Origin of the sequence: Microbacterium sp. ZW CA_36 (genome assembly GCF_044987475.1) — a bacterium.
In the GTDB taxonomy this organism is placed as follows: Bacteria; Actinomycetota; Actinomycetes; order Actinomycetales; family Microbacteriaceae; genus Microbacterium.
Genome location: NZ_JBJDRL010000087.1, coordinates 1 through 12,566, shown reverse-complemented (window position 1 = coordinate 12,566; position 12,566 = coordinate 1). Strand labels below are relative to the sequence as shown.

Annotated in this window: 9 protein-coding genes and 1 pseudogene; 4 read left to right on the top strand and 6 right to left on the bottom strand. The window is 70.3% G+C overall.

The genetic code is table 11. From position 1 onward, the window contains the following. Nucleotides 1–250: 250 nt before the first annotated feature. The 6 genes from ACI3KX_RS20545 to ACI3KX_RS20520 all read right to left on the bottom strand — a co-directional run bounded on the left by ACI3KX_RS20545 (nucleotide 251) and on the right by ACI3KX_RS20520 (nucleotide 9,315). The gene (locus ACI3KX_RS20545) at nucleotides 251–1,087 is read right to left on the bottom strand and encodes a class C sortase (protein ID WP_404910904.1); all 837 of its coding nucleotides are present in this window, start codon (nucleotides 1,085–1,087) and stop codon (nucleotides 251–253) included. A 176-nt stretch (nucleotides 1,088–1,263) separates the two neighbouring features. Further along, a complete protein-coding gene (locus ACI3KX_RS20540) occupies nucleotides 1,264–2,736 on the bottom strand; it encodes a SpaH/EbpB family LPXTG-anchored major pilin (protein WP_404910903.1) in 1,473 nt (490 codons plus the stop codon). 79 nt (nucleotides 2,737–2,815) lie between these two features. After that, nucleotides 2,816–5,716 (bottom strand): VWA domain-containing protein, encoded by a 2,901-nt coding sequence (locus ACI3KX_RS20535; RefSeq protein WP_404910902.1) that lies wholly within the window; start codon nucleotides 5,714–5,716, stop codon nucleotides 2,816–2,818. 351 nt (nucleotides 5,717–6,067) lie between these two features. Further along, nucleotides 6,068–6,949, bottom strand: a complete 882-nt coding sequence (locus tag ACI3KX_RS20530) for a hypothetical protein (protein WP_404910901.1) — start codon at nucleotides 6,947–6,949, stop codon at nucleotides 6,068–6,070. Between the two features lie 12 nt (nucleotides 6,950–6,961). After that, a complete protein-coding gene (locus tag ACI3KX_RS20525; protein WP_404910900.1) occupies nucleotides 6,962–8,653 on the bottom strand; it encodes a polysaccharide biosynthesis tyrosine autokinase in 1,692 nt (563 codons plus the stop codon). 71 nt (nucleotides 8,654–8,724) lie between these two features. Then, the gene (locus ACI3KX_RS20520; RefSeq protein WP_404910899.1) at nucleotides 8,725–9,315 is read right to left on the bottom strand and encodes a low molecular weight phosphatase family protein; all 591 of its coding nucleotides are present in this window, start codon (nucleotides 9,313–9,315) and stop codon (nucleotides 8,725–8,727) included. A gap of 34 nt (nucleotides 9,316–9,349) precedes the next feature. On the opposite strand from ACI3KX_RS20520, the gene ACI3KX_RS20515 reads away from it, so the two are divergent. From ACI3KX_RS20515 to ACI3KX_RS20500, 4 genes and pseudogenes are all read left to right on the top strand, one after another. Continuing rightward, nucleotides 9,350–10,204, top strand: a complete 855-nt coding sequence (locus tag ACI3KX_RS20515) for a CPBP family intramembrane glutamic endopeptidase (protein ID WP_404910898.1) — start codon at nucleotides 9,350–9,352, stop codon at nucleotides 10,202–10,204. 317 nt (nucleotides 10,205–10,521) lie between these two features. Further along, nucleotides 10,522–11,046 (top strand): LPXTG cell wall anchor domain-containing protein, encoded by a 525-nt coding sequence (locus ACI3KX_RS20510; RefSeq protein ID WP_349426433.1) that lies wholly within the window; start codon nucleotides 10,522–10,524, stop codon nucleotides 11,044–11,046. Between the two features lie 139 nt (nucleotides 11,047–11,185). Next, complete coding sequence (locus ACI3KX_RS20505; RefSeq protein ID WP_404910897.1) at nucleotides 11,186–11,857, top strand: CPBP family intramembrane glutamic endopeptidase; 672 nt, start codon at nucleotides 11,186–11,188, stop codon at nucleotides 11,855–11,857. Between the two features lie 128 nt (nucleotides 11,858–11,985). After that, nucleotides 11,986–12,566 (top strand): annotated as a pseudogene (locus ACI3KX_RS20500) (hypothetical protein); the annotation flags it as partial.

Sequence of the window (12,566 nt, the reverse complement as noted above, 5' to 3'; positions counted from 1 at the left end):
GGCTCGACGGTTGGGGGCGTTTCGACTCGCAGGCTCGCTCAACGACCGGGTGGGGTGGCTCGACGGTTGGGCGCGTTTCGACTCGCAGGCTCGCTCAACGACCGGGTGGGGTGGCTCGACGGTTGGGGGCGTTTCGACTCGCAGGCTCGCTCAACGACCGGGAGGGTTGTTCGACGGGCCGGCGCGTTTCGACTCGCTCGTTCCTCGCTCGCTCAACGACCGGAAGGGGCGGAGGGGAAGGGTGCGGCGGTCAGCGGGCGGGGCGACGGCGCGCCGCGAAGACCACGTACGTGCCGGCGACCAGCACGGCGCTGCCCAGACCCAGCGCCCAGTAGGGGAAGCCGGGGATGTCGGGGCGCTGGCCGGCGGCATCCATGTCACGAATCGGAGTGGGGAGGATGCGCTCTCCGGTCACGAGGATGCGGTGGGTGTTGATGCCGAGGGGAGTGCAGGTCACGAGGGTGACGAGATCGGCGCCGCGCTGCGCGTAGAGGGTCTCGGTCTGCTCGGGCTCGACGACCTTCGTGTCGGTCACCTGGTAGGTCAGCACCTCGCCGAAGACCTCGATCGTGAAGGTGTCGCCGACGGCGACCTTGTCGAGGTTGGTGAAGAGCTCGGCGTCGGCGAGGCCGCGGTGACCGGTCAGCACCGAGTGCGTGCTCGCGCCGCCGATCGGCAGCGCAGTGCCCTCGAGGTGGCCGATGCCCTTCGCGAGGGTCTCGTCGCTGGTGCCGTGGTAGATCGGCAGGTCGACGTCGATCGACGGGATCTTGATGCGGGCCATCAGGCCGGTGTCGTCGGCATGCAGGAGCTGCTCGTATCCGGTGTCGGCGCCCGCCTCGGCGAGGGGCTTGTTCTCGCCGGCGGCGACCACCGACGTGCCGTCGACCAGCGCGTCGTTGTAGGCGACGGCATCCTGAATCGCGGCGTGACGTGACTCGACCGTGAGATCCCGCACGGTCGCGGAGTAGGCGTCGATGCGCTGCGACTGCTGGTACTGCGTGAACCACGCCGCGGTCGCGGGATAGAGCAGCACCGCGATGCCGAGTAGAAAGCCCAGAGCGAGGGCGGCGGCCGACCACGGCATGCGCCGCCGCGCACGCCGCCGCGACCGGTCCCGCAGTGGCGGTTCCGGTCGCGTCGGTTGCTGGAACGTGAGAGTCACACAGGTCTTTCGGGTGAGGTGGACGGTGGCGGGCGCAAGGGGGAGGGGGGCCCGCCACCGTCCGGTTCACCGCCGTCGGGCGACGGCGGCGAATCGGGTCAGGCGTTCGCCTTCGCGCGACGGCTGATGAGCACCGCCGCACCGACGGTGATGGCCACGAGAGCCGCGCCGCCGACACCGAACCACAGGGCGCCATCACCACCGGTGAGCGGCAGCTCCCACGCGGGGACCTGCTCGTTCTCGACCTTGACGAAGTTGACCGAGGTCGTGGCCTGGCCGGCCACGACCTGCACCTGACGCGCCGTGGCGTCGAGCACGTAACCCGCGGGGGCGGCCGTCTCGACCAGCCAGTACGTGCCCGGGCGCAGCGCCGGGATGTTCAGCAGGCCGCCGTCGGCGGTGATCCACTCGCTCGCACCCGCGACGGTCACCGGCTTGGTGCCGGCCTCGTCAAGGAAGAGCTTGAACTTCGCACCGGTGAGCGGAACCTCGGGGTTCGCGTCGGTCTTGGCGTACTTCAGCACACGCAGCTGACCCACCGTCGTCGTGGTGGATGCCGTCAGCTCGCTGTCGTTCACGACGCTGATCGCGTCGTTCTCGATCACGCCGTTGGCCGGGATCGCCTTGACCTGCGTGAGCACGGTGAAGGTGACCTGGCCGCCCTGGGCACCGGCGAGCTTGGTGAGGCCCGATGCGGTGAAGGTGACGGCCAGTTCGTTCGCACTCACCGGGGCGATCGTGTAGTCAGCAGCGACGAGCGCGACAGGGGCGTTGCTGCCGTCGGTCGCGGTGACCGAGGACGGGGCGACGCCGAAGGCGGTAGCCTGTGCATCGGTGACGAACGCGAGCTGAGCCGGGTCGACCTGGTCGCGCACGACGAACTCCGAGAGCTCCTCGCCGTCGGCGAGCACGGGCACGCCGGCCACGATCTGCCAGCGGACGAGATCGCCGAAGGCGAGCTCACCGGCGGTGGGCGCGACGACCGTCTTCTCGAGGTCGGTGACGGCGTTCTTCGGGTAGACGTGGACGTCGTAGATCCACTCGTTCGGGTTCTCGGCGTCGGGGCCGGTCGGGAACGGGATGGTCACGAGGAACGGCTCGGCCGCGTCGGTCACCGTCGAGGGCGAGTTCGTCTCGGTCACGAGGTACAGCGCGTACGGCAGGTTCGCCGTGGCGACGCCGCCGTTCGCGGTCGTCACGGTGGTGACGGTCGTGAGACCCGCCGTGGTGGCGGCGGCGATCGGGTCGGCCGCGTCGGCGATCGCCTCGACGGCATCCCAGCCTGCCGTCGAGGTGAGCGCGGGCGTGGTCACCTTCTGAATGGTGAACTCGACGCCGTCGAGCCCGATGCCGGTGAAGCCCGGGATCTTCTCGCCGGTGCCCGGGTCGAGGGGGCTGTCGGCGGTGCGCTCGTACTTGTGGATGGTCAGCGTGCCGGACTGGCCGGTGATGTCACCGACGCCGTTGGGCGTGGTCGCCGACGCGGGAGCCGTCACGGCGACGGCCCCGAGGATCCCCAGTGCGAGTGCGCCGATGGCGGCGGTCACCCGCTTCGAAATGGACGTGTTCATGTTGATCTACTTCCCCAGAAAGTCGGTCAATGGTGCTTCGGATGGATGATTCGAAAAGGTCAAGTCTCGTCGGATCGGGTCAGGCGGTTCCTCGCTTCACTCGGCGGGCGGCGCGCCATGCCGCCACGGCGATGACCGCCGAGACGATGGCTCCACCCAGGAGCAGGAAGGCGTCCGACGCGGTGCCGCCGGTCAGCGGCAGCACGACCGCGGGCACCTTGTCGTTGACGAATCGGTAGGTCGCCTGCTCGCCGGCGGCGACCTGGACCTCGGTGGACGCGACGTTCTCCCAGTTCGCGTGGACGGCGGGGTCGGTGCCCGGCTTCAGCTTCTGCAGCCCCAGGTTGCGGTAGGCGATCGTGCCCGAGTCATCGGTCTCTGCCAGCGTGTACGTGTGCGCGGGACGCACCTCGAACGTGTTGCCGGCGCTCGCCGTGGTCGCTCCCGCCGTCTGCAGCGCGGCGAGCGTGAAGCCCGACGCCGGTGTGCCGGTCAGCGTGAAGTCGGCGGGCACCAGACCCGAGCCGTCCGCGGTCTTCTTCAGCAGCGTGAGCTTCGCGGTCGTGTTGGTGACGGTGCAGGTCACCTTCTGGCCGAGCGGCACGGTGACCTTGGCGTTCGTCACCGCGACCGTCGTGGTCGTGCCGGTGAGCACGCACTGCCAGCCGGATGATGCCGGGACGTACGTGTCGGGTCCACCCGACTCCGACAGCGTGTACGCCGCGGCGGGCGAGACGCTCGCGGTCACGGGCGTCGAGGCGCTGTAGGTGCCCTTCGGTCCGGTGAGCGCGCCGGACGGGGCCTTCGCCTCGAGCGTCCACACCGACGTCGCCGCGGTGCCGGGCGCCGCAACGACCTTCACGAGATCGAGCGTCTGCGTGCAGGCGACGGTGTTCGTGAACTCGAAGACGTTCGCGCCGCCCACGAGGGTCGCGGTGTAGTCGCCCGTCGTCAGATCGAACGGCAGCCCGGTCGACTGGCTGTTGCCCGCCGTCAGCTGCTGCGACGTCAGCACGCAGCCCGGCAGCAGCTGGGCGTCGATCGTGGCGGTCTCGCGCAGGGCGAGCTGCTGACCGATCGAGAACCCGCTGTACGCGGTGCCCCACTTCGGCGACGGCGTCTGGCCGATGCCCGGCGTCGCGGCGAGTCCCGCCGGAACCGCCGGGTCGCCCGCGTTGCCGCGCTGGTAGTACGTGCCGACGGTGGTGCCCGCCGAGTCCTTCACGACCCAGGTCTTGTTCGCCTGCACCGTGGCCGCCTGGCCGTTGACGACGGTGCAGACCACGGCGTCGCCCACGGCGAGGCCGGTCAGCGAGAACGTCGCGGCGTTCGGGATGCCGGTGATCGGGGCGCCGTTCTTCAGGCACGTCACGCTCTCGACCGACCAGCCCGGCTTCGCCGTCTCGGTGATCGAGACGTTCGCGGTCTGGGACGCACTCGTGAAGGCGATGCGCCACGGCTGCGGAAGGGAGCCGCCGGTCACCGTCGTCTGCGCGCCCGCCGGCGTCATCGTGCCCGCGCCGGTCTTGGTGGGCGTGAACGTCCAGCCTGCGGCATCCGTCAGTGTTCCGTTGCCCGCGCGCTCCTGCTTGCGCACCTGCACGGTCGCCTCGCAGGTGAGCGATGAGGCCAGGTTGCCGAGCTGGGTCGCGACGACGTCCCAGCTGGTCGGGATCGCGAAGTCGGCCTGGCCGATCGGGATGCCGCCGTTGGCGGTCCACTGCACCGGTCCGGTGACCGACGCGAGGTTGTACGGCGTGTTCGGGTTGAGGTAGTCGCCGACGCCGAACGTGATCATCTGCGTGCCCTGCGCCTTGACGAGGTTGGCCGACAGGATCGCCTCTTCGATGCCGCGCAGGTCGGTCCACGAGCCGTTGCCCGAGCCGCTGCGGTAGCGGGTGGGGTTGCCGTCGGTCAGCATGACGGCGATGTCGTAGTCGGCGCCGGCGACCTGCTCGATGCCGCGATCCCAGTTGGTGTACTGCGTGCCCGATACCGAGATGCCGTTGATCGTGGAGTTGATCGACGAGAGGTTGCCGCTCGTCACCACGGTCGGGTTCATGACGGTGGCCGCGTTGTTGCCGAACTGGAAGATGCCGAGCGACACGCCCTTGCCGGCGAACGCCGCCGCGAAGGCCTTGGATGCGGTGCGCGCGCCGTTGAGACCCTCGTTGTTGTTGTAGGTCATCGAGGTGGACGTGTCGACGATCAGCGCGACCTTGAGGCCCGGCGTGCACGTCGGCGCGAAACGGGGGTTGTCGATCGTGGGGATCATCTCGGTGCCGTAGTGGTTCCACCGGTTCGAGGTCGACACGGTGCGCGAGAGGGGGAGGCCGGGGTTGCCGACGCGCGAGTTGCTCGGCATGTTGCCGGTGCCGGTGGTGGGCACCTGGTACGGCGTCTGCGACCGGGTGATCGCCGGTGTGCGGAACGCGTACGGCGTCGCGGCGAAGCGGTCGGTGTTGTTCGACGAGTCGGTGTTGTCGCCGGTGACCAGGTATTGGCTGAGGAACGCATCGGGGCCAGCGGTCGCCGTCGGCACCACCCAGTAGCGCGAGCCGTTCGACGCCGGCGCGTTGGCGAGCACGAAGCTGCAGTCGCCGTCGGCGTCGGTCGTGCAGGTCGCGACGACCGTGCTGCCGTACGTCGCGCCGCCGTCGACCGTGGTCTCGTTGCGCAGCTCGAGTGCGATGCCCGCGGTGGCCGAGGTCGTCGTCTGCCCGCCTGCGGCGTCGCGGAGGGCGCGCAGGTTGACCGTGACCGCGGCGCCGCCAGACGGGATCGACGGCGCCGCGAGGGGCGCGATCGCCTGCGTGGCGCCTGCCGCGGCGGACGTGTCGACCGACGTCGCCGGCGCCACCGATGGCACGGCGAGGGCGGGTGCGAGCCCGCCGAGCACGAGGCCCGCCGAGAGCACAGTCGCGGCGACCGCACCGGCCGAGCGCCGCGTACGGCGGCGGTTTCGGGCGTGCTGGCGCATTTCGCGGCGCGATGAAGCGTCGTGGTTCATATCGGTGCCCCCCAGAGGCATCGCTCAAGAAGGCAGCCCCAAACCCGACGCGCCCCCACGGCGCACGGGCTCTGCCCTCAGAATTGCCGCGTTTCGCGAGACCGCCGGTGAACTTCGGGTACCCGGCGTCGCGGCGAAAGGCGACGTTCCTGAACCTAGGGGTGCCGATCGAAACGGTTCAAGTCCATTACGCGACTTGAGGAGAAACCGCGCTGATCTTGAGGTTCGGCCGCGGCCCGCAACGCCGGTGCGCAACCGGACAAGGGAGCCCGCCAAAGCTATGCCGGACGGGGGATATGTCTCCTGTTGATGGCGGTCACATCACGGGATGCCGACGAGCGCGTCACCGATCCACGCCACGACGCCATCACCTCGAGCCGCGATCGCGACGGGGCCTGCGGCATCCGTCCCCTCCGCGCAGCCCACCGCCGACGCGACACCGGACATGTCGGCGGCCACGCGCGCAATCGCGATGCCGGCGCAGTCGTCGGCGTGATGCGCGACCAGGATGTCGGAATCGTCGACCGCCACCGCCAGTGCGCGCTCGGGAGCGAGCGCGGCCCACTGCCCGGCCGACCATGACCACGCCCGCCCGTCGCACACCAGTGCGACCACGTCGCCGGACGCGTGGAGTCCGAACGCTGCCGGGCACGGCGCGGGAACGGGGCCGGACGGCAGCTGCACGGACCCGGCATCGCGCAGGTCCACGTAGCGCGAGGCGGCGAGGACGTCGGGGTAGGAGTCCCAGAACTCGCCGCGGGTGTAGGTGCGCAGCGCCTGAGGCTCGCAGCCGGCCGTGGCGCCGACAAGCTCGGCGTCGCGGGCGGAGAAGGCCTCGAGCGTCTGCACCTGAGCGATGCCGAGGTAGGCCGGCGTCACGTCGGTCCAGGTCACGCCCTGGTCGTACGAGCGCTCGACGACGGGTGCGGGGCCGGCGCACGAGCCGGCGGTCGCGCGCCACCAGACCTCGGAGCCGATCGCGAGCATGCGGGCCTGTGTGAGGTCCACGGCGCTCGCCGTGGGCGTCGGCGTCGGCGTCTGGGTCCGAACCCCCACCGAGAAGGTCGGCGCCGGCTGGGCCTCGCCCTGAGCGGCGTCAGGATGGGCGTGCTGGTACGCCGCCCATGCGAGCACCGCCACTACGACGACGAGCGCGAGCACTCCCGTGATCGCGAGCCACCTCGCCGCGCCGAACCGTTTCATGGGGCCGGTGGCTCAGGGCAGCGGGTCGTTGCGGCCGGGGGCGGTCGACGAGCCGCCCGCCTGCCGCACGATGTCGTCGATCGTGAGCCCCCCGTTCTGCGGGGTCGCTCGTGACTCCTCCGGCGGCGTCGCCGGCATCGACCGCACCGGCGCCGAGACGGAGGGAGCCGCCTGAGGCGCCGGGCGAGCAGCCGCGGGAGTCTGGCGCGCCGGAGCCGCAGCGGGCTGAGCGGCACTGGGCTGAGCGGGCGCGAAGGTCGCCGCGGGCGAGCTCGCGGGAGCAGGCTTCTCGGCCTGCGCGGACTTCGGGGGCTTGGTGCGCTTGGTCTTCTTCGCCGGAGCCGCGTCGACGTACCCGTACGAGCCGTAGCCATAGCCGTAGGCGTAGGAGTCCGGGCCCCGCGTGGGAACCATCGTCATCGCGATGCCCGCGATGTGCGCACCCGCGGTCTGTAGCGCGTCGATCGCCCCCGACAGCTGATGGCGGTTGGTGTGACCGGCCGACACGATGAGAATGGCCCCGTTGGTCTGCTTCGCCAGGATGGAGGCATCCGTCACGGGGAGCAGGGGAGGGGCGTCGCACAGCACGATGTCGACGTCGCGCTCGAGCGCCTCGAGCAGCTGGCGCATGCTCTTCGAGCCGAGCAGCTCGCTCGGGTTCGGCGGGATCTTGCCGGCGGGCAGCACGTAGAGGCTGCGGTTGCCCCACGGGAGCATCACGTCGCTCAGGCGCGCGCGGCCGATGAGCACGTCGGTGAGACCTGCGCCGCCCTCGATGCCGAGGTACTCGGCGACCTTGGGCTTGCGCAGATCGGTGTCGAGCAGCGCCACCCGCTTGCCCGCGTCGGCGAGTGCGATCGCGAGGTTGATGGCGGTCGTCGACTTGCCCTCGCTCGGCACGCTCGAGGTGATCACGAACGACGCGCGCCCCTCGTTCTCGAGGAACTGCAGGTTCGTGCGCATCGACCGGAACGACTCGGCGCGCGGGCTGAGCGGATCGGCGTGCACGATGAGCGGCCGCTCCTTCGCCCTCGGGTCGAACGCGATGGCGCCGATGATCGGGCGATCGCTGACCTGCTCCACGTCGCGCGGCGTGCGGATGCGCGTGTCGAGCACCGCGCGCAGCACCGCCACGCCGATGCCGAGCGCGAGCCCCACCAGGGCGCCCAGCGCCAGGTTCAGCGGCACGTTCGGGCTGGAGGGTTTGAGCGGAGGCAGCGCGTCCTTCACACGTTCGAGGCTGACCGGGCTCGTGTCGGTGCCGTTGGGTGTCTCGAGCTGCTCCACGACGGCCGTCAGCGACATCGCGAGCGCGTTCGCGGTCTCGGCGGCGCGTACCGGATCCGTATCGGTCACGGTGATCGTGATCAGCGTCGTGTTGAGCGCGGCGGATGCCTCGACCCGCGCGCCCAGGTCGTTCGCCGTCGTGCCGAGCCCGAGCTCGGCGATCACCGGGTTCACCACGATCGGCGTCGTGACGAGGTTCGTGTAGGTCTGCACGCGAGACTGCGTGAAATTCGATCCCTGCTGCAGATCCTGGATCGTCGAACCCGACTGGGTCGACACGAAGACCGTGCTCTGCGCCTCGTACTGGGGGGTGCGCGTGAGCGACCAGGCTGCGGCGATGCCGATGCCCACAAGGGTCGCCACGACGATGATGACCCAGTTCTTGCGGAGGATCCGGATGTAGTCGGTGAGCTCCATGTCGCCTCTCGCGGGGGTGCCGGTGTGCTCCGTGAATTCTTACACAGGGCCAGGTCGAGGCTTGGAACGGGTTACGTCAGCGCTGCGCGCACGGTCGCCGCGACCGCCGTCACGGCGGGCTCGAGCTGCTGCGCCGACAGCAGGTAGGTCTCCCACGGCTGCCGGTACGGGTCGATCACATCGTCGTCGTCGGGATCCTCCGGTGGCGGCACGAGACCGCGATACGACGCGACGACGGATGCCGCGGCCCGCAGCTTCTCGGACGGTGAGCCGGCGGCATCCGCCGCCGCCCGCAGCTCGTCGGCGGGCACGGCTGCGGCCAGTCGAGCGAACTCACGGATGGTGAACGTCGAACGCAGGCGAGACGGCGCCAGCTCGGCGATGGCACGGCGATGCACGCGCGTCATCGCGAGGATCAGGTCGGGCGTGTCAAGGTGCTGTTCGGTGAGGAACCGCGAGCGGTGGGCGTCGGTCTCGTCGGCGGGCACGCCGAGCGCCCGCGCGATATGCGCCGCCTCGGCCGTCATCGGCGCCGCGGGCAGACCGCGCGTGCCGGCGCTCGCGACGTAGGGAGCGAGGTCTGCGAGCCGTGCGCGCAGCAGCTGCTCGGCGAGCGGCGAACGGCAGATGTTGCCCGTGCAGACCGTGAGGATCGCGAACAAGGGGATGCCTCCACGGGGCGGGTAACGTAGGCGCGTGCCTGACCAGCCTAGCGACGCCACGCCCACGGTCGACGTGTGGGCGATCCAGCCGCCGGCCGCCGCGATCGTCGACGCGGACGGCGCCGACGCGCCCGTGGACGAACCGGAGCCGCGCCGCTCCCGTCGCGCATCGCACGAGGCTCGCACCGACTGGCGCCTGGGCGGACGCACCGTGCTGCGGTGGCGCGAGGGGCTGCTGGCCGTCGCGCTGGTGTCGCTCGGCGCCGCCGTGCTGCTCGGGTCGCTCGTCACCACGGTGTGGGATTCGCCGTGGGCTGCGGCATCCGCCACCGTCATCATGTGGCTCGGGATGCTGGGCTCGATCGTCTGGGCGTTCACCCGGTCGCGACCGATCGGCCTGCTGCGGCTGCGCGCCATCGATCTGCTCTACGGGCTGGTGCTGGGCGCACTTCTGCGCACGACCCAGGGGTGGATCGAAGGACTGGATGGCAGCGCGGCGACGCTGCCGACCCTGCTGCAGGTCGACGGCTCGTGGGCGCTCTCGACGGTCGCTCTCGACGTCGTGGCACCGGTCGTGGTCGCGCCGCTCGTCGAGGAGTTCTTCTTCCGCGCCGTGGTGCTCGTCGCGCTTTACACCGTGCTGCGGCGCCCGTTCGGCAAGCTCACCGCCGGGCTCGTGGCCGCGCTCGCCTCGACCGCGTTGTTCGTGCTGGTGCACGGCATCTCGGGCGACGGCGACGCGAGCGGCGTGGTGTCGCTCTCGCTTCTGGGGATGGTATGCGCGCTGCTGGTGCTGCTGACCGGGCGCATCTGGGGAGCCGTGCTCGTGCACGCGGTCTACAACGCCTCGTACGTGGGTTTGGGCCTGCTCGTAGGCGCAATGACCTAGGTCTTTGGGCATTTCGCGTGGGCTCAATTTGTCCCCCGAATGGGGGACATTTCGCATCTCGCCTTCAATATGTCCCCCGAAAGGGGGACATTGGGACATCTCGGATCGTCTTGTCGCCCTTGTGGGGGACACGCAGTTTGTGTTTTGTCCTCCGTTCGGGGGACAGGTGCGACAATTTGTTACTTTCTGGAAACCCTGGCCCTCTCGCCGAACTCTCAGAATGCGATAGCGTGTGACACGTCGGGCGACCGGGGAGCGCTTGCCCGACACAAATCCCCCCAGCCGATGACGTGCCAATTACTCGGGAGATCTCTGCCATGTTCAAGAAGACTTTCGCCGCGATTGCTGTCGCCGGCCTGCTGGTTCTCGGCGGCGCCGGTGCGGCATCCGCCGACTACACGCCTGACCCCCCGACAGTTGTCGTGAGCGACACCACGCCGGCTGTGGGTCAGACCATCACCATCACGTTCAACAACCTGAACGTCCCCTTCGTCCGCATCACGGTCACCCCCGGCCAGGGCGTCACCCTCGCATCGCTGGTCCACGCCGCAGGTAGCGGCGGGGTGGAGAAGCAGGTCGTCGACGGCTCGGCTTCGGTCCAGTTCACGGCCAGCCAGACCGGCACCTACGTCGTCACCGCCGTGGACGGCGAGGGCAACGTGGTTGCCACGCAGACGATCACCGTCGGGACTGCCGCTGCCGGCGGTGGCTCGGCCCAGCTGCCCGCCACGGGTGGCGAGGTTCCGGGTGCGTTCATCTGGCTCGGCGTCGGCGCCATCGGCCTCGGCGGCATCGCTGTCGCGGCTGCGGTCGCCCGTCGTCGCGCTGCTGCCAACCGCTGACCTACGACATCACGAAGACCCCGGGCTCCGGCCCGGGGTCTTCGTCTTTTTCCGCAGCACGAGGGGTGCGATGGTGAACGACGGGGCCGATGTGTCGGTAGATGCGCCGGGTCGCCGGCGCGCGTGGCGACATCCATGGGTGGCACTGGCGGTGGCGGCCGTCGGCGCACTGCTCGCCGCGGCGGTGATCCTCTGGCTCCCGTCGGTGCACGCGGTGATCTGGGCCTGGCCGCTGATCCTGGTCGCGTTCGTCGACCTGGTGCTGCTGTCGGCTCCGCTGCTCGGCGCGGTCATCGTGGCCGCGCGGGTGACGCAGGAGCGGTTCACGTTGGCCACCGGGTTGCGCGGATTCTCGTGGATCGACGTCGTTGCTGGGCTGGGCGTCGGGCTCGTCGCGCGAGCGCTCGTGGAGCTCGTCGCGCCCTCCACCGGTGGCCTCGGGGGCGGGCTGATCCCGGATGACTCGAGCGTGATGGCCGCGATGATCGTCACCCTCGCGGGCGCCGTTCTCGTCACTCCCGTGATCGAGGAGCTGTTCTTCCGCGGATTGCTCCAGCGCTCGTTGGGTGATGCGCTTGAGGGCGCGGGGCGGTGGGTCGCCGGTCCGGTGGCCGTGCTCTTCTCGACGGCGCTGTTCGCGGGACTGCACGCACTTGCGGCAGGACCGTTCGTCCCCGTCGGCCTGCTGCTCGGCACCGTCGCTGTGGGGCTGGGGTGCGGCGTGCTGACGCTGCTGACCGGCAGGCTCGCCGGGGCCTTGACGGCGCACGTCGCCTTCAACGCGGTCGGGGCTGCGCTGCTGATCTGGTGAGGCGGCGGGGCGCAGCATCCGTTCCTCTTATATAGAGGGATCGCGAGGTGCGGCTGTCGGCGGGGGATTCGAGTCAAGCGGATATGAACAGAGATTCGAATGTCGGAGGTTGGTGAGATGCTTCAGATATGAACATTCTCACCGATCTGCGGGGCCGGCTCGACCGGCTCGCGGCATGGTCGGAGCTGGATGTCGATGCTGAGGCGCTCCCGTCGAGCGCGGCGCGGCTGAGCGATTCGTCGGTGCTCGAGGTCCTCGCCGAGGTCGGCGCGATCGCAAACGACGCCGACCGGTTGCAGGCGGTGCTCGCCGGAGTCGCGGCCACGAGGTCCTCGCGCGAGCGCGGTCAGGGTGGACTCGCCGCGGGGCAGGGGTTCTCCACGCCCGAGAAGCTGATCCAGTCGATCACCGGCGGCACGAGGGCCGAGGCTGTGCGCCAGGTGCGCGTCGGCAAGTCGCTCGTGGAGGGGACGGATGCTGCGCCTCCGGCGGTCATGCCGGGTGGCGACGTCTCGGGGGTTCCGGTGCTTCCGGGGTTCGGTGCCGACGGGGTCGGCAGCGGCTCGGGCGATGGACATCCGGGGGCCGTCGCGGACGACGAGGTCGGCGGTGTCATGCCGGATGAGACGCCGGTGCGGGTGGGGCCGTGGGATGAGCCGCTGCGGCGGGGACTGCTCGATGGGCGGCTGACGACGGCACAGCATGACGC